19 protein-coding genes are annotated in these 22187 nt (G+C 51.3%); 14 read left to right on the top strand and 5 right to left on the bottom strand.

Translation table 11 applies throughout. The features are described 5' to 3' along the window. Nucleotides 1–8 precede the first annotated feature (8 nt). The 5 genes from SE18_RS09265 to SE18_RS09245 all read left to right on the top strand — a co-directional run bounded on the left by SE18_RS09265 (nt 9) and on the right by SE18_RS09245 (nt 4519). A complete protein-coding gene (locus SE18_RS09265; protein WP_054534164.1) occupies nt 9–1298 on the top strand; it encodes a DUF1501 domain-containing protein in 1290 nt (429 codons plus the stop codon). A 254-nt stretch (nt 1299–1552) separates the two neighbouring features. Next, on the top strand, nt 1553–1975 hold the full coding sequence (locus tag SE18_RS09260) for a hypothetical protein (protein ID WP_054534163.1): 423 nt from the start codon (nt 1553–1555) through the stop codon (nt 1973–1975). A 64-nt stretch (nt 1976–2039) separates the two neighbouring features. After that, a complete protein-coding gene (locus SE18_RS09255; protein ID WP_054534162.1) occupies nt 2040–2723 on the top strand; it encodes a response regulator transcription factor in 684 nt (227 codons plus the stop codon). A gap of 3 nt (nt 2724–2726) precedes the next feature. Next, the gene (locus tag SE18_RS09250) at nt 2727–4106 is read left to right on the top strand and encodes an ATP-binding protein (RefSeq protein WP_054534161.1); all 1380 of its coding nucleotides are present in this window, start codon (nt 2727–2729) and stop codon (nt 4104–4106) included. Continuing rightward, a complete protein-coding gene (locus SE18_RS09245; protein ID WP_083469802.1) occupies nt 4103–4519 on the top strand; it encodes a hotdog fold thioesterase in 417 nt (138 codons plus the stop codon). The genes SE18_RS09250 and SE18_RS09245 overlap by 4 nt, the downstream gene beginning before the upstream one ends. 315 nt (nt 4520–4834) lie before the next feature. Here SE18_RS09245 and SE18_RS09240 read toward each other — a convergent pair whose 3' ends face one another. Further along, nucleotides 4835–5614 carry an HAD-IIA family hydrolase gene (locus SE18_RS09240; protein ID WP_152976595.1) on the bottom strand — a complete coding sequence of 260 codons (780 nt, stop codon included), beginning with the start codon at nt 5612–5614 and terminating at the stop codon, nt 4835–4837. 193 nt (nt 5615–5807) lie between these two features. Here SE18_RS09240 and SE18_RS09235 point away from each other — a divergent pair, with 193 nt between their 5' ends. The 5 genes from SE18_RS09235 (at nt 5808) to SE18_RS09215 (ending at nt 10166) form a co-directional block, all read left to right on the top strand. Further along, on the top strand, nt 5808–6521 hold the full coding sequence (locus SE18_RS09235; protein WP_054534159.1) for a site-2 protease family protein: 714 nt from the start codon (nt 5808–5810) through the stop codon (nt 6519–6521). Nucleotides 6522–6529: 8 nt separating this feature from the next. After that, nucleotides 6530–7033: a hypothetical protein gene (locus SE18_RS09230; protein ID WP_054534158.1), complete on the top strand. Its 504-nt coding sequence runs from the start codon at nt 6530–6532 to the stop codon at nt 7031–7033. A 15-nt stretch (nt 7034–7048) separates the two neighbouring features. Beyond that, the gene (locus tag SE18_RS09225) at nt 7049–7645 is read left to right on the top strand and encodes a LysE family translocator (RefSeq protein ID WP_054534157.1); all 597 of its coding nucleotides are present in this window, start codon (nt 7049–7051) and stop codon (nt 7643–7645) included. Between the two features lie 134 nt (nt 7646–7779). Continuing rightward, on the top strand, nt 7780–9645 hold the full coding sequence (locus SE18_RS09220; RefSeq protein WP_054534156.1) for an SUMF1/EgtB/PvdO family nonheme iron enzyme: 1866 nt from the start codon (nt 7780–7782) through the stop codon (nt 9643–9645). Continuing rightward, on the top strand, nt 9645–10166 hold the full coding sequence (locus tag SE18_RS09215; RefSeq protein WP_054534155.1) for a cysteine hydrolase family protein: 522 nt from the start codon (nt 9645–9647) through the stop codon (nt 10164–10166). The genes SE18_RS09220 and SE18_RS09215 overlap by 1 nt, the downstream gene beginning before the upstream one ends. A 261-nt stretch (nt 10167–10427) precedes the next feature. Here SE18_RS09215 and SE18_RS09210 read toward each other — a convergent pair whose 3' ends face one another. Continuing rightward, entirely contained in the window at nt 10428–12242 is a 1815-nt protein-coding gene (locus SE18_RS09210; protein ID WP_054534154.1) for an ABC transporter ATP-binding protein, read from the bottom strand. Between the two features lie 449 nt (nt 12243–12691). Here SE18_RS09210 and SE18_RS09205 point away from each other — a divergent pair, with 449 nt between their 5' ends. Next, complete coding sequence (locus SE18_RS09205) at nt 12692–14062, top strand: cytochrome P450 (RefSeq protein ID WP_054534153.1); 1371 nt, start codon at nt 12692–12694, stop codon at nt 14060–14062. A 115-nt stretch (nt 14063–14177) separates the two neighbouring features. Then, nucleotides 14178–15611: a glycoside hydrolase family 13 protein gene (locus SE18_RS09200; RefSeq protein WP_054534152.1), complete on the top strand. Its 1434-nt coding sequence runs from the start codon at nt 14178–14180 to the stop codon at nt 15609–15611. A 48-nt stretch (nt 15612–15659) separates the two neighbouring features. Here SE18_RS09200 and SE18_RS09195 read toward each other — a convergent pair whose 3' ends face one another. Next, nucleotides 15660–17333, bottom strand: a complete 1674-nt coding sequence (locus SE18_RS09195) for a ribonuclease H-like domain-containing protein (protein WP_054534151.1) — start codon at nt 17331–17333, stop codon at nt 15660–15662. Nucleotides 17334–17387: 54 nt separating this feature from the next. Here SE18_RS09195 and SE18_RS27460 point away from each other — a divergent pair, with 54 nt between their 5' ends. Further along, a complete protein-coding gene (locus SE18_RS27460) occupies nt 17388–17561 on the top strand; it encodes a hypothetical protein (protein WP_160319490.1) in 174 nt (57 codons plus the stop codon). Between the two features lie 226 nt (nt 17562–17787). On the opposite strand, the gene SE18_RS09190 is transcribed toward SE18_RS27460, so the two are convergent. After that, nucleotides 17788–20091, bottom strand: a complete 2304-nt coding sequence (locus tag SE18_RS09190; protein WP_054534150.1) for a transglycosylase SLT domain-containing protein — start codon at nt 20089–20091, stop codon at nt 17788–17790. A gap of 224 nt (nt 20092–20315) precedes the next feature. On the opposite strand from SE18_RS09190, the gene SE18_RS09185 reads away from it, so the two are divergent. Continuing rightward, entirely contained in the window at nt 20316–20696 is a 381-nt protein-coding gene (locus SE18_RS09185) for a DUF4180 domain-containing protein (protein ID WP_054534149.1), read from the top strand. Here SE18_RS09185 and SE18_RS09180 read toward each other — a convergent pair. Then, nucleotides 20675–21580 (bottom strand): ATP-grasp domain-containing protein, encoded by a 906-nt coding sequence (locus SE18_RS09180; protein WP_054534148.1) that lies wholly within the window; start codon nt 21578–21580, stop codon nt 20675–20677. The genes SE18_RS09185 and SE18_RS09180 overlap by 22 nt on opposite strands. Nucleotides 21581–22187: the final 607 nt, after the last annotated feature.

The following is a 22187-nucleotide window of genomic DNA, read 5'->3' as shown; positions in this document are numbered from 1 at the left end:
AGGCTGCAATGGAAATAACTCGTCGTCAATTTGTGGTTGGCTGTAGCACTGCGATTGCAGCCATGGCTGGTGGCCGCTTGGGTGGTTTGGCGTTTGCCGAGCCAGGCGATATTCAACGCGATATTATGGTCGTGGTCTTTTTGCGCGGTGGCTGTGATGGCTTGGGCATTGTTTCGCCGCTTGATGATGCTAATTTTCAGGCAGCCCGCAACACCATCACTTTTCCAAGCACGGGCACTGGCGCTGGCCTGGAGCTAGGCCAAATGGGTACTGTGCCGTTTTGGCTGCACCCCAAGGCAGCAGCCTTCAAAGAATTATTTGATAGCCAAGATTTGGCCTTTATTCATGCCAGTGGCTTGACCAACGGCACGCGCAGCCACTTCGATGCCATGGATTTTATGGAACGCGGCACGCCCGACAATAAATCGACCAGCACTGGTTGGCTAACCCGCCATATGGCCGCCACGAGCCCCGATGGGGTTGTACCCGTGATGTCAACAGGTTCGGCGTTGCCAGCGTCGTTGCTTGGCAGCCCCAATGCCGTGACGATCTCGAACGTGCAGCGCTACGCCATGCAAGGCTATGGCACGTATGGCGCGCAGCAACAAGCAGCATTGAACGAAATTTATACCAAAACTGGGAGCATGCTCGATGCCCCAGCAACCCGCTTGCTTAGCTCAATTGCGGCGGTCAAGGCCCGCAACCCAGCCAACCCCTATGTGCCAATTACAACCTATCCCGCTGGCGGGCTATCGGATTCGCTCAAAGCAATTGCCCAGATGATCAAACTTGATGTTGGTTTGCAAGTGGCAACCCTCGATTTTGGCGGCTGGGATACCCACGAATCGCAAGTGCCAATTTTGGGCAATCAACTTGATGTTTTGACCCGTTCGCTGCATGCCTTCTACAACGATTTGGTTGATTATCACAGCAAGTTGACCATCGTGGTGATGAGCGAATTTGGCCGCCGTTTGAAGGCCAATCGCAGCGCTGGCACCGACCATGGCCACGGCAATTTGGCCATGGTTTTGGGTGGCAACGTCAATGGCGGGCGAATTTTCGGGCGTTGGCCAGGCTTAGCCCATGCAGATCTCGACCATAACGTAGACTTAGCAATCACCACCGATTACCGCACGATTTTGAGCGAGATTGTGGTGCGGCGCTTGCGCAACAATCGCTTGGGCTTGGTCTTTCCACAAATTAGCCAATATCAACCGCTGGGCTTAGTGCGCGGCACCGATATGGCGATCGATTGGTCGTCGGGCTTCCGTTCGTACCTGCCAATGGCCCGCCGCTAGCCGTTTCGTTACGCTTCACAAGCTCTATAATCCGTTGCTTTAGCAGCCATCCAAGCATTGGGTGGCTGCTAAAGCATGCTAGGTTAATCCACTTAATTGTGTCGATTGTTCGCAAATCAGCATTTGCTTTACAATTACGACAGGATTTAGTAGGGCAGATACTGGGTTTTATGTGCGCGTCAAAGGTTGCGTCAGGCTGTAAGGCTTGGGCTAACCTGCGCTGATTGTGCCAGCTGCTATGGACGAGATAGCCTATGATTTTGCAAGAGTTTGCTCGCTACCACTCACATTATTTTTTTGATCCCGATGACGCGATCTTAGCCCCGTTGAAAATTTCCAATCCCCGCGCGATTGATGGCCTGATTTTCATGGGGCCGGGCAGTGCTGTGGTGTTTTATCGCACGCCGCGCGGGCTTTTTTTGCGCTTGAATCGGCGCGAATTGCAAATTAGCGATGCAACCAGTGCCGATGTCATTCGCGGCGAAACCAATACGCTGATTGTGTATGAACATGTCTATGAGCGCTTGCGCTGGAACTATACGCCGCCAGCTTGGATTGCACCCTTGATTCCCAATGATAATGCCAGCCTTGACGAGGAGCATTTTGATTTTGGGGTCTTTATCTATAATGTGTTGAGCAACAAGCAGCGCAAACGGCTAGTCTTCACGCGCAAATAAGCCTTCTTCGCAGGTTCTTCACGGGTTCGGACTACAATAACAGCATCACCCAGTGGAGGCTTATATGAGCGCAAAAATTTTAATTGTTGAAGACGAGCGCAAAATTGCCATCGGTTTACAAAATTATTTAGAAGGCGTCGGCTATAGCACGCTCACCGCTAGCGATGGCCAAATTGGGCTAGATATGGCCCGCCGTGAGCAGCCCGATTTGATTTTGCTTGATTTGATGCTCCCAGTCGTTGATGGATTTACGGTCTGTCGCACCCTGCGCGCCGAATCAAGCGTCCCGATTATTATGCTCACTGCGCGGGTAGAAGAAGTTGATTCGTTGGCTGGCTTGGAATTGGGCGCTGACGATTATATAACCAAGCCGTTTTCGCCGCGCCAAGTTGTGGCTCGGATCAAAGCAGTGCTCCGCCGGGTTAACGGCGAGCTAGAACCACCAATGATCCTGCGCAAAAATGGGATTGAAATTGATCTTCAACGCCGTACGGTGCTGATTGAGCAAACGCCAATTACCAGCCTAACTCCGACCGAATTTGATTTATTGGTGACCTTAGTGCGCTCAGCTGGCCGCCCCTTAACTCGTAGCCAATTGCTTGATGCTGTGCAGGGCGAAGAAGGCGAGGCCTATGATCGCACCGTCGATGCGCATATCAAAAATGTGCGGCGTAAAATCGAGCCAAATCCCAGCGTGCCACGCTACATTGTGACCGTCTTTGGCATTGGCTATAAATTTGCGGAATAAGCCATGAAACTGCAACGAAAATTATTATTAACCCACATTGCAGTTGCGCTCGTTGCAATTTTGCTAATCACGGCGGTGGCCAATGTCACCGTCAATCGCTATTTTAATGATCTTGCTACAAAACAGGCCAAACAAGCAGCCCAAGAGTTCGCCCCTGCTCTAGCCGATTGCTACGAGATTATTGGCAACTGGGATTTTAATGGCCAGCGCTGTATGAAGCTTGGCCCGAGACCCTTCATGCTGCCGCAAATGCGCCATGTTATTGTCGTCGATATCGCAGGCGAGGTGGTGTTTGATAGCCGTGGCCGCGGCCCAAAAGCCAACAAACAGCCAGCCAACGTTACCCAACGCGATATTGAGCGCGGCGAGCCAATTAGTGCCACTGATGGCACGGTGATTGGCACGGTGATTGTGCGGCCCAACGAAGGCCAATTTGGCGCAGATGAAGATTATTTTTTGAGCATGGTACGGCGCAATATCTGGCTGGCGGGGGCAATTACTGCGCTTCTAGCCTTGGCGATTGGCTTTCGCTTGGCGCGCACCTTGGCTGCTCCCTTGCGCGGCTTAACCACTGCCGTGCATCAATTGGCCCAAGGCGAGCGCTCGGTGCAAGTCGACGAGTCGGGCAACGATGAAATTGCCGAATTAAGCCAAGCCTTTAATTCGATGAGCAACGAGCTACAGCGCTCTGAGCAGGTGCGCCGCCAAATGGTTGCCGACATCGCCCACGAACTGCGCACACCCTTGAGCGTACTGCAAATTGAGCTTGAGAGCATCGAAGATGGCGTAAGCAAACCGACGCCTGCGGTGATTAGCTCATTGGGCGAGGAAGTGCAACAGCTTAATCATCTGATTGAAGATTTGCGCACCCTTTCCTTGGCCGATGCAGGCCAATTGAGCCTCAATCCTGTTGAGCTAGAGCCGCACGAAGTAGTCAATCGGGTGGTTAATCGCATGCAATTGGCCGCGCGCGAAAAACAATTAGAGCTAGCCAACGAGAGCGCCGAGCAGCTAGCTTACGTCCACGCTGATCCATCACGCTTACAGCAAGTTTTAGTTAATCTCTTGCAAAATGCGGTTCGCTACACGCCACAAGGTGGTAAAATTCGCGTGACTGCTCGCCAAAGTGCTGGTGAAGTTATTTTGGGCGTTCACGACACTGGCGCGGGCTTTGACCCAAGCGAGGCAGCGACCATTTTCGAGCGCTTTTATCGCACCGATAAAGCTCGCGCTCGCGAAACTGGCGGCACAGGCTTGGGCTTAGCGATTGTCAAAGGCCTCGTGACCGCAATGGGTGGCAGGGTTTGGGCAACCAGTGTGCCGAACCAAGGTTCAAGTTTCTATGTTGCTTTACGAGCAATCAGCACCAAGGAGGGTGTATGACCGATTTGCCTGATGTAAGCGCCATGAACGAGTTTCAACGGGGCACGCTTGCAGACACGCTGGGCATCAGTTTTACCGAAGTCAGTTTGGATCGGGTTGTGGCGACGATGCCAGTTGAGCGCAAAGTGCATCAACCATTTGGCTTGCTCCATGGCGGCGCATCGGTGGTTTTGGCCGAATCGCTGGCCTCAGTTGCTGGCTGGGCCAATGTGATGCACAACAACCAACTGGTTGTTGGAGTCGAAATCAATGCCAACCACCTGCGTTCAGTGCGTAGCGGCGTAGTCACTGGTGTGGCCACGCCATTGCATCGCGGGCGCCGCACCCAAGTTTGGGAAGTTCGCATCAGCGACGACCAAGATCGTTTGATCTGTGTCTCGCGCTGTACCGTGGCAGTCGTTGAGGCTGAGTAAGCTGCCAATTCCCTCACTCCAACCGCTCGCCCGCGTGCTTCTTGCATAATTCGCAGTGAAAACAGGCGCTTCCTCAAGTTCAGTGGGCGAAGGAGCTGGCTTATAAAAGTAAGTTTCGGTTGCGAACCACTGATTTTGAGGTTCATCGGTGGATGACTGACCAGCACCAATTGTCCTTGAGGGGGTGCAGGGGGCTTTAATCCTCCTGCGTTTCCCGCCTTGAGGCGGACGGAAGGGTGGTGATCATTGATGATTGTTACAAACTGATCCGCGAAAGATAGGGCTAGAGGTGAAGGAGCTCAAACCCACATCAATTCAACGATTAACCTCGGCCAAAAGGGCTGGTAACTCGGCAATACTCGCCAGTGTCCAGGTTGGTTGGGGCAGATCAGCGGTTAGTTGTTGCTGTTGGCCCTTGCCAGTGCGCAGCCAAACGCTGGCCATCCCACTGTTGGAAGCTCCCACAATATCGGTGGTTAAATCGTCGCCAACCACCACCACTTCCTCAGCTGATAATTCCAATGCATGCAGCGCCTGTTCAAAAAAGGCTTTGGTTGGCTTACCAAGAATCGTCGGCTTGGTTTGGCTCGCATATTCCAACAACGCAGCAAACGCGCCAGTATCAAGATTCAGGCCCGTGCTGCTCAGATAATTGCGGCCTGGCTGGCTCACCAGGAATTCTGCACCATCCAAGAGCTGCCGAAACGCCAGATTAAGCCTATTATAGCCATCAACTTCACCACAATGGGCTAAAACAACATGGCTGACTGGCTGATCTGGCTGGGGCGGGTATTGTTGCTCAAACCAGGTTTTGACGCTTTGGGGCGCCAGAATAGATAAATTTGGCTCGCTGTGGCTCAAATATTCAGCAATCGCTTGCAAGGGATTCATAATTTCATGAGCTTGGATTGGAATGTCGCGGGCTTGCAGTTTGGCAGCCAAAGTTGCGGGCAATTGTGAATCGGTGTTGGTCAGAAAGAGCAATTGATAGCCAGCAGCCCGTAATTGCTCGATTGCCGCCACTGCTCCCTCGATAATCGTGCCAGCGCTATAAATCGTGCCATCAAGATCAATCAAACATCCACGAATTGGCATTGCACATTCCTTCAATTCAAATACAGCTGGCAGCAATTGTACCAGTTTCTGCTTTGGATTCGCATAGTTCCAGCCCTCAACCTCCAACAACCGAAATCCAACTGATTCTTGGCAGTTGCATTGCAATTTAGGCGCGGCTATTTCGTGGTAGGATACAGCCTGATAATGCTGTTGCTCGTGGGGAGAGCCGTGTATGCAAATGGATATGAACGATTTTGTGATGCGCTTGGTGGCGATTGTTTTAGGCGTAACGGTGCATGAATTTTCGCATGCGTTTGTGGCATTGCGTTTGGGCGACCCAACTGCTGCCCAAGAAGGCAGGGTTACGCTTAATCCGGTGGTGCACTTCGACCCGCTGGGCGCATTTATGATGCTATTTGTGATGCTGGGTTATGCGCCGATGGCGTGGGGCAAACCAGTGCCAATCAATGTTTTTCGGATTCGCTGGGGGCGACGAGGCTTTGCGCTTTCGTCGTTGGCAGGGCCAACCAGCAACTTATTGCTGGCCTCAATCTTTGCAATTCCGTTGTACATCGATGGCGGCGCGTGGATGTCTCCCCAACTGTATAACTTTCTCTACTACGTGATTATGACCAATATTGGCTTGGCAGCCTTTAATATGCTGCCCTTGCCACCGCTCGATGGCTTTAACACCTTTGCTGGCTTGTTGCCGCAAGGTTGGGCCACGCCGATGGAGCGTTTGCGCCGCCCAGCCAATATTGTGCTGATGATTTTGATCATCTTGCCATGGATGCTGAGTCGGCTCAATCTGACGCGGCTTAATCTTGACCCACGGATTTTGGATGCGATGATTGCGCCGATCTTCCAATTATTTCAACGGATCGTGTTACCTGTGTCTGGTTGTTGCCATGCAGTTGGCCATAGCCACGAGCACGCTGAAGCCTAGGAGTTTTCATGAGTGCGCGCACGCGCTTAGGCCAACTCTGGGCAGCCTTGCGAGCTACGGTAACGCCTGCTGAACGCGCCTTGGTGCGCCAAATTCTGGCCAGCAACGAGTATCCATTATTTGAACGGATGCCGCTCTATGATCAACGCCATTGCCTTGATGTCTATGCAACCTTGGTTGCTGCTGGCGAGCAGGATGCAGAATTGCTGCATCTGGCCTTGTATCACGACACTGGTAAGGTAGATCGTCAAGGCCAGCCAGTATCGTTGCTGTGGTATGGAATTGCAGTAGTTTGGAAGCAGCTTGCCCCGCAATGTTATGCTTGGGCCGCCCAAAAGCCACGTTGGTGGTGTCGTTCAATCTATCGCTATGCCCACCATGGCCCGTTGGGAGCCGATTTGGCAGCAGCGGCTGGTTGCTCGCCAACCATTGTCGCCACAATTCGCCATTATCACGATGATGCGCCAACTGGCTTGGCGGCACGCTTACGCTGGGCCGACGATCAGCATTAATCGAGGGCCAAACTGGTGATTGAATATTGGCTACAGGCTTTGGGGTTGGGTTTAGCTGCTGGCTTATTACCTGGACCAATGTTAGGCTTAGTGATTCGCGAAACCTTGGAACATGGCCGCCGCGCAGGCTATTTGGTGGCCTGCGCACCATTGCTCACCGATGCGCCGATTATATTGATTGCGCTGTTTGTGGCCAATGCCTTGCCAGCAAGTATTAATCGTTGGCTTGGGCTTGCTGGTGGGCTATTCTTAATCTGGATGGGGATTGATGCATGGCGAGCCAAGCCCCAAACTGAGGCCAACGGTGCAGCCTGGGGCAGTTTAGGCCGTGCACTCATCACCAATTGGCTTAATCCGCATCCATGGCTGTTTTGGTTACCAATCGGCGGGCCACTGCTAATCACAATTCAACGCCAATACGGGTGGTTCGCGACTGTCAGTTTTTTGCTGGTATTTTATCTTTTGTTGCTGGGCAGCAAAATTCTGCTGTCTGAGATTGTGGCTCGTTCGCGGCGGTTTTTGCAAGGTGCGGCCTATCGGTGGGTTATGCGCGGCTGTAGTGGATTATTGATTGGCTTGGGAATAGTACTAATAGCTGAATATCTAGGCTGATGAGTAATTTCCAAGGGTAGGCCTTATCCCCCATTCAGGTGGCAAGAGAGCTTGACCTTGGTACACTCTTTGCTTTAGAGCAAACTGCTATAATCAAACCAACCCAAAGCTGTTAACCATAGATGAGTAGTGTTATGAACGCATTAGCGTGTACAAATTGCCAAATGTTGCTTGCGCCAGGCGCACGATTTTGCTCGCATTGTGGGACGCTTGCCCCAACTCCGGTGATTGCTAGCCTTCCACGGGAAGCAAGTGGCACCCTGCGGCGCGGGACTATTCTTCAAGAGCGCTATAAAATTATGACTTTTATTGGGGCTGGTGGCTTCAGTAGAGTCTATGGCGCAATTGATCTGCGGCTTAAAGTTCCCTGCGCGATCAAAGAAAATAACGAATTTGACCAATCGGCGCATGTACAATTTTTGGCCGAGGCCCAATTGCTAGCCCGATTGCGCCACCCGAGCATGACCAAAGTCACCGATTATTTTACTGATCCCAGCGGGGCGCAGTTTTTGGTGATGGAATTTGTGCCCGGCAAAGATCTCGAAAAATTGATGGATGAAGCAGAAACGATGCTTGCATGGCGCACGGTGGCCGAGTGGGGCAAAATTGTGTGTGATGTGCTGACCTATTTGCACACCCAAGACCCACCAATTATTCACCGCGACATTAAGCCAGCCAATTTGCGCTTAACTCCCAATGGCGATTTGATGGTGATCGATTTGGGGATTGCTAAAGAATATCGCGATGGCACAGCCACCAATCGCGCAGCCCAAGCTTATTCTGGCGGCTACTCACCAATTGAGCAATATTTGGGTCAAGGAACCGATCCCCGTTCTGATTTGTATGCCCTAGGTGCGACACTCTATCATCTGTTGGTTGGCAAAATGCCGCCAGAAGCACCAAATCGCTTGCGCGGCATTTCGATGCAAACCGTCGAACAAGCTCGGCCTGATATTCCAGTCTTGATGGCTCGCGCCGTCGATCGGGCTATGGCGATTGAGCCAGAGCATCGCCCGCCGAGCGCTGCTGCCTTACATATGGTTTTCGAGCGCGTGCTTGAGCAAGATCAGGCGGTCAGTATCAGCCAACCTGCCGTGGTCGCCCAATTCGCTAGTGCCCGCAGCATGCAGGCAGCAGCGCATGCCATAGCAGAATCAGCAGCAGAATCAGCGGTGATTAGTCAGCCGCGGATTGGTACGCAGCCTCGTTCAAGCACCAATGCTGGCAAACCAAGTCGCCCATTGCAAGTCCCAAGCGAATTGCGGGCCGAACGCCTGCCGCATGGCATAATGTGGGAAGGCGATAACCGCGAAATGGTGCGGGTGATGGCTGGCGTCATGCCGATGGGCAGCGAAGGCAATGACCCTGATGAGGTTCCGGTGCATCGGCTTGATCTCAAAACCTTTTTGATCGACCGTTTTCCAGTAACCTGTGCCGATTATGCGCGCTTTGTACAAGAAACTGGCACAACCCCGCCACGCTACTGGGGTGGGCCATTGCCACCACATATTATCGAAGATCATCCGGTGGTTGAAGTGACCCATGATGAGGCCCGAGCCTATGCGCAGTGGGCTGGCAAGCGCTTGCCAACCGAAGCAGAATGGGAAAAAGCTGCAACATGGGATGCAACAACCGGCCATAAGCGGGTCTATCCGTGGGGCGATCAGTGGGACGCGAATCGGGCCAATGCCCGCGATGGCGGCGCTGGCGGCACCGTGCCAATCGGAGCCTACTCACCCCAAGGCGATAGCCCATGTGGCGCGGCAGAAATGGCTGGCAATATTTGGGAGTGGACGGATACAGCCTATAAACGCTATCCTTATGACCCAGGTGATGGCCGTGATTTCCCCACTAGTGCAGGCTTGCGTGTCACTCGCGGCGGCTCATGGTCTTGTTCGCCAGATGCCTTACGTGGTGCGAATCGTAATATAGCCGCTGCCAATGATGCCGATTTTGAGGTTGGCTTTCGTTGTGCCGCTGATGTACGCGAGGAGTGGTAATGAGCCAAACCGCCTTAGTGTTGCTGGATGTTCAACTCAATCTGTTCACACCAGAGGCAACCGTCTATGCAAGTGAACGCGTGTTGGCAGCAATCGAAAGATTAATTAACGCAGCCCGCGCTAATCATGCAGCCATCGTCTATGTGCAACACAATGGCGGCCCCGATGATCCCGATGCGCCAGGTAGCCCAGGCTGGCAGTTACACGAGGTTTGCACATTGCAAGCTGGCGATTTGGTGCTGCAAAAAGAAACCCCCAATGCCTTTTTGCACACCGATTTGGCCGAAATGCTACGCCAACGCGAGATTAAACATCTGGTGTTGGCTGGTTTTCAAACCGAATTATGTATCGACACCACTTGTCGCGCTGCATGGTCGCGAGGTTTTCGGGTAAGCCTTGCCGCCGATGCGCACAGCACCTTCGATGGCGAAGCGCTCAAAGCAGCCCAAATTATTGCCCATCACAATAGTGTCTTGCGCAATTTTGCCCGCGTCTATTCAAGCCCCAATATAAAGTTTTAACCAGCAACGCCGATCGTTGGCATGCACCAGCGATCGGCGTTTTTTGATCTACGAAGAGGGCGAAAAATGGAACCGCGAAGCACGCGAAGAGCACGAAGGCTCCGTTTTGAGCCACGAATTGCACGAATGATTATTTTTTAGGATTAGCCCAGATGTATTCGATTCTGTTCCCATAGCCAAGAGCCATACTTCCTCTGCGCCTCTGCGTTAAAACTACCCCTGAATCCTATGTTCTATGTTCTATGCTCGTACCTTCATCCTTCATCCCTCATACTTTACACTGGACTCAATATACTCAAGGCTTTGGTGGCGGAAGTAGGTGTTATACAGCTCTGCATAGTGGCCATTTTGATCGAGCAAGCCCTCGTGGCTGCCAGTCTCGATAATTTCGCCTTTGCGTAGCACAATAATCCGATCCGCATGGCGCACAGTCGAAAGTCGGTGGGCAATCACAATCGCCGAACGATTCTGCAAAATCACATCAAGCCCTTCTTGAATCAACGCTTCGGTCAGCGGATCGATGCTGGCAGTCGCTTCATCGAGAATTACAATTGCTGGATCTTGCAACAGCACCCGCGCCAACGCCACTAATTGACGTTGCCCAAGCGAAAGATTGCCGCCCCGCTCGCCAACATCAGTATCTAAACCGTTGGGCAAACTGCCAAGCCAATCGCCGCCGCCCACGAGGCGCGCCACGGTTTGCACTTCCTCGTCAGAGGCATCGGGCTTGCCATAGCGAATATTCTCGCGCACATTGCCATCAAACAAAAACGGGGTTTGGGTTACAATCCCCAATTGGCTGCGATAATCGCCAAGGTCGAGATCGCGAATATCTACGCCATCGATTTCGATGCTGCCACCCTGAAACTCGTAGAAGCGGGCGATCAACTTGGCAATACTCGATTTGCCCGAACCAGTATGCCCAACCAAGGCAATTGTCTCGCCTGGCTGAATTTCGAGCGCGAAATTGCGCAGCACTGGCTCTTCGGGGGTATAGCTGAAATTTACGTTTTTGAAGTTGATGCGGCCTTGCACTGGTGTAAGTTTAAGCTTGTTATTTTGCACCACATTCGATTCAGCATCGATCAAGGCAAACACCCGCTCGCCAGCAGCCAAGCCCAATTGAAATTGGCTCCAGAATGATGCAATGCTGGTCAAAGGAAACCAAAACATGGTCAGCCCTTGGACAAACAAGAACCAATCGCCAACCGACAAACTGCCTGCATCAACTGTCACCGCGCCCCAGTAAACCAGCAAGGCCGTACCAATCCCGGCCAAGCCATTCATCAACGGGAAGATGCTGCTAAACACAAAGCGCGTTTTTTGGTTGACACTGCGTGATTTCTCGTTGACTTCGTGAAACTCACGAAAAATCACTGGCTCCTGACGAAAGGTTTTGGCCACCCCAATCCCGCTGACTGTTTCTTGAATGTGGCTACTGACGGTCGCCGTCATACGCCGGGATTGGGTGATGGTCGTGCGGGCAATTTTACGAAAAGCCAGTGCGAAGAAAAAGATAATCGGGGCAAAACCAAGCATGGTGAAGGTCAACGTGACATTGATTGTAAACAGATAGCCAATCAACAAACTGACCAGCAACAAACGGCTAAGCAAATCAAGCGTCAGCGTCATCACCTGCGAAAAAGCTTGGGTATCGGAGTTGACCCGACTGACGACTTTGCCCGATTGAAAGGTATCGTAGAACGACATATCGCGCTCAAGCACAGCATCGCAGGCATCTTCGCGCAGGGCGAGCACAACATCGCCAACCGCACGGCTAGAAAGTTGCTGGCGCACGGCATTAAACACCCACGCCAAGGTCGCGATCAGCGTTAAGCCAATTGCCAAATAGATAAACGTGCTCATGTTGCGGTTTTCTTGCAGCTGATCAAGGCTGATTGAAACAAAAATTGGCAATGCTGTATCGAGCACCGCATTCAAAAAAATCGCCCCTGCCGCAATTGCCATGGCGCGGCGTTGAGGCGTAAAATAGTGCATGATGCGACGCAAGAGTTGACCATCGCTATAGGTACGGTCATAGGCCTCTGCATCAAGCCCATCCATAATAAAACCCATAAATTCACCCCAGGTAGCTCAGATTTGCTGGTTAAGACCTTGTTAGTATCGTTGATTTTCGCCAAGCTCACTACCGCCCAAAGTCGGATATAACCCGCTGATCTTATAAGGATGAATTATGAATTATGAGGGATGAAACCAGAATTCAAAAGTAATCAGGGGCTAGGTGGTTGGAGATAGTAAGGGTAAGGCTTTAACGCAGAGGCGCAGAGGAAGTATGGCTATAGGCTATTGGCGTTGGGAGAGCACGATCATATTCCTCAACATCTGTGAATCTGTAGCAAAAATAATAATTATTCGTGCGATTCGTGCAATTCGTGGCTAAAAAATAACTTTGTACTCTTCGCGGGTCTATGTCTTCGTGAATCAATATACTAGTCAATGCCAATTACTTCGTGTTATAGTGATGAGAGCTATGCTGAACCTTTTTAAGGATTTGCGGAGGTGTTATGACTGTCCAACAGATGATCTGGAAGAGTGGCCCAACCGATGCGCCATTGCCTCCTCTTGCCGATGGCTCATTCTTGGTCGGCAGCATGCAGGCAATGCTCAGCGATCCAACCGATTTTATGGTCAAGCAATATCAAAAATTTGGCCCAATTTTTCGGATTAAGGCCTTAAATAATAAATTTACGGTGATCGCTGGCCCTGAGGCTTGCTTGTTTCTAGCTCGCGAAGCATCAAAGCATCTTAGCTCATGGGATACCTGGCACTCGCTCGATGCTGAAATGGGCGCATCGCAATCATTAATTAGTGTTGATGGTGAGCAACATTCACGCCTGCGGGCTTTGGAAAAACGCGGCTACAGTCGCCAAACCATCGAAACCCAGTTTCCCGCAGTGCTGAATGTCATCAATGGCTTTTTGGATCAATGGCCGGTTGGCACATCGCAGGTGACCGTCCCGCAACTCCAGCGCTTAATTACTGATGAATTAGGCATGTTGATCGCAGGCCAAGGCCCAGGCGAGTATATCGACGATGTGCGGACGTTTGTGCGCATTGCCTTGATGACCCACATCACCCGCCAACGCCCAGGCTTTCTGCGCCTATTGCCGCAATATCGCCGCGCCCGCGACCGTAGCCTTGAATTAAGTCAAAAAGTCCTCGATGCCCACCGCAATGGCAAACGCGATCCTAATCGTCCACCAAGCTTGATCGACGATATTATTGCCGCAACCAATGATCCAACCCTGATGCCCGAAGGCGATTTGGTGATGACTGCCTTGGGACCATACATCGCAGGTTTGGACACAGTAGCCAATACGATGTCGTTTTTGATGTATGTTTTGACCACCAAGCCCGAACTCTACAAACAAGTCGAGGCCGAGGCCGATGCGCTATTTGCTAATGGCGTGCCCGAGCCAGCCGATTTGCGCAAAATGGATGTCCTGCATCGGGTGGTGCTCGAAAACTTCCGTATGTATCCGATTGCGCCAGCAGTGCCGCGCACGGTCAAAGCACCGTTTGAATTTGGCGGCTATCGAGTTGATCCAGGCACGCGCATGCTGGTGGCAACCACGGTTGGTCATTTCTTGCCAGAGCTACACCCTGAGCCAGAAAAATTCGATATTGATCGCTATCTTGCGCCACGCAACGAGCATCGAATTCCCGGCGCGTTTGCCCCATTTAGCACTGGTTCGCACACCTGCTTGGGCGCTGGCCTGGCCGAAGTGCAAATTATGCTGACCACTGCTGCCTTGCTGCACTACGCCAAGTTTGAAGCCGACCCAATTGATTACAAGCTCAAAAAGGTCTTTGCGCCTACGCCCGCCCCCGACAATTCATTCAAATTGCGCTTCGTCAAACGCCGCAACCACTAAGTTAATCGAATGCAACGTCATTAATCGGCATGGATGTGTATCCATGCCGATTTTTAGAATGACCTGCTTGCTTGTGGTACCATACGCTGCGAAGCCACAACCAACAGGAGCACTTATGACAACCAGCGCTTGGCAAACGCCCGAATGGGTCAAGCATGCCGTTTTTTATCAGATTTTCCCTGAGCGCTTTGCCAATGGCGATCACAGCAATGATCCAGCCAATGTGCAACCGTGGGGAACCAGCCCAACCCTCTATAATTACATGGGCGGCGATTTGCAAGGAATTATCGATCAGCTCGATTATTTGGTTGATTTAGGTATTAATGCCTTGTATCTTAACCCAATTTTTCAAGCCACAACCTCGCATAAATATAATACCTTCGATTATTTCAAGATTGACCCGCATTTTGGCACGCTCGAAACATTTAAAACCTTATTGAACGAAGCGCATCAGCGTGGAATTAAAGTTATTCTCGATGCGGTGTTTAATCATTGTGGCCGTGGTTTTTTCGCCTTCCACGACGTGATTGAAAATGGTGTGCATTCACCGTATACCAACTGGTTTCATGTCTCGCGCTTTCCAATTCATCCCTACGAATCACGCTATCCTGCCAATTATCGCACATGGTGGGATTTTCGCGAGCTGCCAAAATTCAATACCGATAATCCTGCGGTACGCAAATATTTGCTCGATGTAGCGCGCTATTGGATTGAATTGGGCATTGATGGCTGGCGCTTGGATGTGCCCAACGAAATTGATGATCACGATTTTTGGCGTGAGTTTCGCACAATCGTCAAAGCTATCAATCCAGAAGCTTATATTGTGGGCGAAATTTGGACTGACGGCTCAGCATGGCTCCAAGGCGATCAATTTGATGCAGTGATGAATTATCTCTTTCGTGATTTATGTACTGATTTCTTTGCCAGCTATAGCATGCGTGCTGGCGATTTTGCAGCAGGAATCGACCATTTAATTGTGCGTTATCAGCCACAAGTAACCTACGTACAATTTAATTTGCTTGGCTCGCACGATACTGCGCGCTTTTTGAGCGTTGCCGAGGGCGCGGGCAAATGGGCCTTGGAGCGAATGAAATTAGCGGTGCTGTTCAAATTAATCTTTCCAGGTGCGCCATGTATTTATTATGGCGATGAAATCGGCTTGCATGGCGGCAAAGATCCCGATTGTCGCCGCTGTTTCCCGTGGGATCAACCCCAAACCTGGCAAACAGAGCTGCAAACTTGGACCAAGCAGTGGGTCAAATTTCGCCACGAATACACAGCCTTACGCACTGGCCGTTATGCAACCCTGTTCGCCGACAACGATATGAATATTTTTGCCTGCGCGCGCTGGGATGAACAAAGCCAATTTGTGATTGTGCTGAACAATAATCAAACCCCGTGGGCGCTCGATTTACCGCTGCATGGCCAATTGCCAAGCGTAACCCAGTACCGCGATGTGAATACAGGCGAGCTATATAGCGTTGCTGAGGGCAAAATTCGCGAGCTAGCGCTGGCTCCATGGAAGCATTTGGTGTTGCAAGCTGTTTAATGCGAGGTGGGCTGCACAAACCCATGCAGCCCCCATTGCTAAATTCGATCAATGAGCGCCATCGTCGGCGCGTAGCCAAGCCAAAATTTTCCATGTGGCGCGACAATCGGCCTCTAAATAGCGGCTAAGCAATTGCATTTCGGCGCTAGTCCGTGCCTCAGCTTGGCGATAAGCATACCAGCCAACTAACTGTGCCTGCGCACCATCAGCCAAATCGGTTGGCCATGCTGGGTCATATTGAGCATCAAGCACCGCCAAGGCTTTGGCAATGCTTTTGAGCGAATAATCCCACGCACCAGGCACAGCACAAGCATTATTAACCAGCACATTTTTCAAATCGAACCATGGCAAATTGAGCAAAATATGATCGTTGGGCAATTGATGACGCACAGCAGCATGGCGACATTCAACTGGCTCTGCATTATGCCAATGGTAAAGCACAGCTTGGTCGAGTTGATTGTTGGTTTGGGCCTGTAAAATTGCAATAAATTCGGCCAAAATTGCTTGTTCAGCAGCATGATCTTCGCGCTCGGCAATACATTCGCGATAGTGCCATTGCCCATCAGTCAGCCAACCAATCCCAATCATAAAGATCATGGGCGTTCCTTTGAGCTGGGGCCATTGCTGCTCAAAATCAACATTGAGATTGCTGAAAAACTCGAAATCAACAAAAAATTCCCATTGTTTGGCGGCTGGGGCAATGCCTGGTGCACGCAACGCAACACCCGTGTGATTGGCCTGCATAATCGCCTTCATGGGGTCGGGAAACTTCATAATGCCCTTGGGAATGCTCTGGCTAGCTGCATTCATCAAGCCCAACAAAGTGGTAATCCCAGCGTTGACTAATTTTTGTTGCGCGGTTGGCCCAATATTCCACAGCCGCAACATCTCGCCGCCTGGTTGACGTTGGCGAATTTGGGCGCGGGCTTTGCTCCAGCGTTCATCGCTCACGTTGGGGTTCAGCTGCACAATTGGGTCATTCCACGGCACATATTGGCCACCAAACTGCACAATTTCAACATAGCGCTCACAATTTTGACGAATATCAGCATCAAGCGGCTGGCCAAGCTGCACTTCAATTGGAATTGGAATTGGATTATGTAAACGATCGCGGGTAATTAAGAAGGCGTGTTGGGGCATAATGCCCTGAATCTGGCCCAACATATAGCTATACATCCGGGTTTGGGCGCTGTAGCAGCTCAAATCGGCAGCCTTCTCGCGCTTATCGAGATTGCTGGAGAACTTCAAATCGAGCACCAAATAATGCTCAGTTTCGCCGACCAAATGCGCTTGTTCGGGGTAGCGCTCGCGAAACCACGAACTGAGCACAATCAAATCGGGGGTGCCAAAAATTCGCTCAGCAGGCCACCACAGGGCTGGTTGGGCAATCACCGGCACGCCAGCTTGCATCAGATCAAGCGTTTGCAGCACTCGCTGAGCTTCGCGACCCTCGTAGGGTTGATCACACACCTGCACTGCTTCGGGAGCGTTGCGTTTAAGCCATGCTTGCTCAAATTGCTGGCCTTTTTCGGCCAAAAAATCCAAAAAGGCATAGCTGAGGGTTTCGGGCACAAAGCCATGGGCTGCGCCATGATGCTCAAGCCAAATCGCTGCGGGATCATTCAGGTAGAGCGCTCGAATTTTGGTTGGTGGCAGCCAATCGTCGCCAACGCTGGCTTGGGTTTCTAAAAATACCCGCAGATCATTCGATACGTTGAGCATAGACCATCCCTCTGGTACGGCTGACAAATACTGTAAGCATACCATAAGATAAGGATGAAGGATGAACGTAAAATCAAAAGGCAGAAGGCAAAAATCAAAAAAGGAAAGAGCGTAGAACAGAAAAGGATGAAGGATGAAAAGAAAATCAAAAGGCAGAAGGCGAAAATCAAAACAGGGGCAAAGAGCAGAGAACAGAAAACGATGAAGGCTGAAGAGCAGAGAACATAGGATCAGAACTTAACCTTCGCGCTCTTCGCGGTCTTCGTGGTTCCAATTTCGTGCCCTTCGTGTGCTTCGTGGATCAATTCGTTAGCGCAGAGGCGCAGAGCAATCAAGGCTATAGGCTGTTGGCTTTTGGCTCTAGGAAGTGAATAATCTGGGCTAATCTGTGGCTAAAACGTTCTTCGTGTCCTTCGTGCCCTTCGTGGATCAAAACTGTTTAGATCTATGCTCTTTACGGTTGCTGATACAAGCGCCGATAGGCTCCATAGTTGGCATACACGATCTCAACGTAGTGGCGCGTTTCGGCATAATCGATAATTTCAATAAAACGGTCAGGGTCGGCCACAATCCGGCCATCAGCCCAACGCTCTGCATTGCCGGGGCCGCCGTTATAAGCCGCAAACGCGCCAGGCAAACTGCCATTCATATATTCAATTTGGGCATCGATATAATAAGCGCCAAAGCGAATCGAGGTCACTGGATTATACAAATCATCAACGCTAAAGCCTTGGATGCCCAAATTCTGGGCAATGCCCTCGCCTGTGGTTGGCATTACTTGGGCTAAACCACGCGCCCCAACCCACGACGTTGCATTCGGGTTGAAAATACTCTCTTGACGCATCAAGGCATACAACACTCGTGGATCAAGCCCAAATTCCTGGCTCTTGGTGATCATGGCGCTTGGATAGGGCGTTGGATAGAGCAATTGGCGAATTGCCATGCTTGGCTCGCCAGCTTCAATCGGCGCAAGTTGCACCAAACGCTGAGCCGTAGTTACCGCCGCATACGGCTTATCGCTGCGCATGGCTGCCAAGGCTACCCGATAGATGCTAAATGGATTATCCAAGGCTGCATCGCGGGCCGCAATCCACTCTGCTTGGGCTTCGCTATGCAAATCGGTCCAACTTAATTCTTCGGCGCGCAAACTATATGGCTCTGTATCCAAGGTATCGCTGGTTGGCGCGGTTGACCACGTGGCGATCCATTGCCAGCCTGCTTGCTCGGCCTCGGGGCTAATCGGTGCACCAATCGGCAATTGGTCGCCATCGTTGATATTAAGCGCATCGGCAACCCGCGCCGCATAATACGAATTTGGATCAGCAGCTTGGGCCGAGCGCAACAATTGCTCGCCTTTTTCGCGATTGCCACGGCTAATTTCCAAGCGGCCAAGCCAATAATAGCCTTCGGCGCGCGGTGGGCCAATGTTGCTATCGCCCAGCAATTGCCAAACAGCTGCCGCCTGCTCAACTTGGCCAGTATCCCAAGCATAACGCCCAGCAGCATGTAAGGCTTGTTGGCCCTCGCGGCTCCATGGGTAGCGCTGGCCAAGCATAATTTGGGCATTGGCCGTCGCAGCAGGATCGCCGCTCCACGAGGTAATTTCGACCACGCGGCGCAAGGCTTCTGGTGCTAATGGATCGTCGGGATAGCTCTCGGCAAAGGCCAAATAAGCCAAACGCGAGCCTTCACGATCGCCTGCTTGGCCTTGGGTCTGAATCGCATCAAGCCGCGCTTGGCGGCCAATTGGCAAATCAGCAAAGCGTTCGGCAATGCTATTGAAGCCTGCTTGTGCGCCAGCAAAATCATTAAGTTGGCGCAAGGCTAAGGCCCGTTTGCGCTCGATTTCAGCGCCTTCCTCGCCACTCAGGCCATTGGCAAGCACTTGGTCGAACAAACTCACCGCATCAAGATACTCGCCATGGCTGTAGGCAATGCCTGCGGCAGCAAGCACTGGGGTTGATTCGCCCAAGGCTGCCAGTTCATCAAGCGCAATTGGTGCTTCGCCCATGGTTGGGTGCTGGTTGATAATTTCGCGCAGCCATGTTTTGGCTTGTTCCATATTGCCCAAGTTTTGTGCTCTCCGAGCTGCATCAAGCAAGGTTGTGGCGCGAAAGCTCGGTGTGCGGGCAAAGCTCAAAATTACTTCAAGCTGGGCTAGAGCTTGGGCTGGCTGACCAGTTTGATCATAAAATTCGAGCGCTTTGTTGAGGCTCGCAACCCGTTCAGGCCCAGCCATATCGTAGCGACCGCTGGCAGCATAGGCCGCAATTGCTTGGTCGGTTTGGTTGGTTGCTTGCAGTTGGGCGGCGCGGCGCTGGGCTGCATAGCCACTCAACAAGCCTTTAAGATCTTCATATTGTTGATAGGCTTGGATGGCAACTGTATGATCGCCTTGGATTTCGGCTACGCGGCCCAGCAAAAACAAGGCCCGCAAATGCCATTGATCATGAATTTGCTCGTTGATGAACGAGCTTAATTGCGACCATGCTGCTGGCCAATCGTGGCGCAAAAAGGCACTGTAGCCAATGCCAAACTTGGCAACCCGCGCTTCGGGCGCATCGGGATATTGCAACAACACCTGTTGATAATCGCTTAAGGCCTGATCAACTTGATCGGCCTGTTGATGTTGCTCTGCTTGTTGCAACAATTGGCCAGGAGACGGCAGCGGCGTGGGCGTTGGTTGGCCGACAACATCGCGGCTACAACTCGCTAACAGCAGCACAATTAATGCCACTTGAGGAAATTTTTTAAGCATAAGAATCTCATCGCGCTTCATAAAAGCCATTGTAGCATAGCAAGCGGGCAAACTTCGTGCCAACTAACTAAGAACTTGGTGAGATTTTGCAGTATTTCGCTTAACAATCAGCAAATCCATCTTAAAGCCCAGCGCAAATGCACCCAATGGCCTAGGCCTGTTGTGCGTATGTATGGTTCAATAGCCCAGTTGATATGTTACTTGTAGAATAAGGAGAATTGTGCATGGAGCTTCTGCTTGTCGAAAAGCCAACCCTACGCTACCTGATTGGGCCACAACAGCAACCAGTTTTGCAAAAACTGAGTGATATTAGCCTGATTATAGAATATAGCTTGGGCGAAAGTTGCGAGAATTTAGTATTGTATCCTGAAAATTTAACCCCAGGCTTTTTTGATTTAAGCAGCCGTGAGGCTGGCGAAATTTTAACCAAGCTGCGCCAATATGGTATTCATGCAGCAATTATTGTGGATTTAACCACTTATCCCCATAGCCAATATTTTGCCGAAATGGCCTACGAAGAGAACAAACGTGGTTTTTGCTATTTCTGCGCCACCGTGGCCGAAGCTGAAGCTTGGTTTGCCCGTCACGATGCAGCCAAGCGTTGAGCCAAAGTCTGCAAAAATTCGTGAGCATTGGCATGGTCGGGTAAGCCTGAAACCTGACCATCGCCAAGCTCAATAATCAGCCAATCACCTGTTTGGGTTAGTGCCAGATCCAAAGTCCAAAAACGGCTTTGGACTTGCTGAGCAAGCTCGGCATAGCGCGCCCAATCAGGGGTTGGCTGGCTTGGCTGATGATCCCAGTAGGGCGTGGCCGACAACAGCCTGCCATCCAGCCAAAAGCTCCGATATTCGTAGGCCAAGGCAAGGCCGCTTTGCTGATGGGTTTGCCAAATTTCTAGCGCATGCCAAGCCCGCAACACCACACCGCCAACCAAATCGGCCCCTTGGCGCTCGATAAACGTTTGAATCACCGTGGCACTCTGGGCTTGGTCGCTGGCATTGGGAATAAAACAAGCTTCATGCCATTCGTGCTTACGCGATTTCACGTAATCTTTGATGATCAGTGCTTGCTGACCAAAATAGCCTGCTGCTTGTTGGGCGATGCTCGCTGCATCCAAGCCTTGTTCCTGTGGAAATACCAAACTAGCTGGAGTTTGGTCGCCAAGCAATGGCAACACATTGGGCAAATGATGACAATGGGCATAGCTGGCAGGGTCGTTAATTAATTGATAATTTCGCGCCGCCAAGCCTTGGGCTAAATCCTGATACTGGTTAAGGCTCAGCATCCAACCGCGATAGACGGCCACAGTTGGGCTAGCGGCAACGGGCACGCGGCGCAAGGCCTGCGTGATCGCGCCATTGATTAACGCTTCAAGATCGATCACGGCCCACGCTAGGCCAAGCTGTTGGGCAGCCGCCGCTTCCGCAATATAGACAGGCTCAACCTGAGGCAGATTAAATGGTTCGGCAGGAAAAAGTACTAGCATCACATTCTCCCTTCTATGGGTTTAATAGTGTTGAGTGTAGCATACCAAGGTAGAGTAGCGATTAACGCAGAGGCGCAGAGAAAATAAGCTTTTAATTCTCTACGCCGCTGCGTTAAGCATGTGATCCACGAAGGGTTGAAACCACGAAGAACGCGAAGATCGCGAAGGATGTTTTTAGCCACAGATTGCACAGATTAGTTTGATTATTGTTCCAATAACCCATAGCTCAAAGCCATACCTCCTCTGCGCCGATGCGTTAAATTTCATCCCTCATAATTCATCCTTCATCCTTACTTTACTCTCTGCGCCTCTGCGTTAAATTTCATCCCTCATAATTCAATCGCTTTGCGCCGCTGCGTTAAAAGTCCGATCCCCAGCCCCCGACCCCTGATCCTTCGCCTTTTGGCTTCTGCTTTCTGCCTTTTGACTTTTGATTTCATCCCCTCTTTATTCTTTTCCCCAATTTTCCTTTTGACTTTTGACTTCTGCCTTCTGGCATTCATCCCTCATCCCTCATCCTTCATCCTTTTATAGCGCTACTCAAAATTGGCTGAATCGAGTATGATAGGGGCTAGAACGCAAAGTCAATTTAGCCGCGTCAGATTGC

The organism is Herpetosiphon geysericola (assembly GCF_001306135.1).
In the GTDB taxonomy this organism is placed as follows: Bacteria; Chloroflexota; Chloroflexia; order Chloroflexales; family Herpetosiphonaceae; genus Herpetosiphon; species Herpetosiphon geysericola.
Note: the sequence above shows the minus strand (reverse complement) of the source record. Positions and strands in the feature narration are given on the sequence as shown.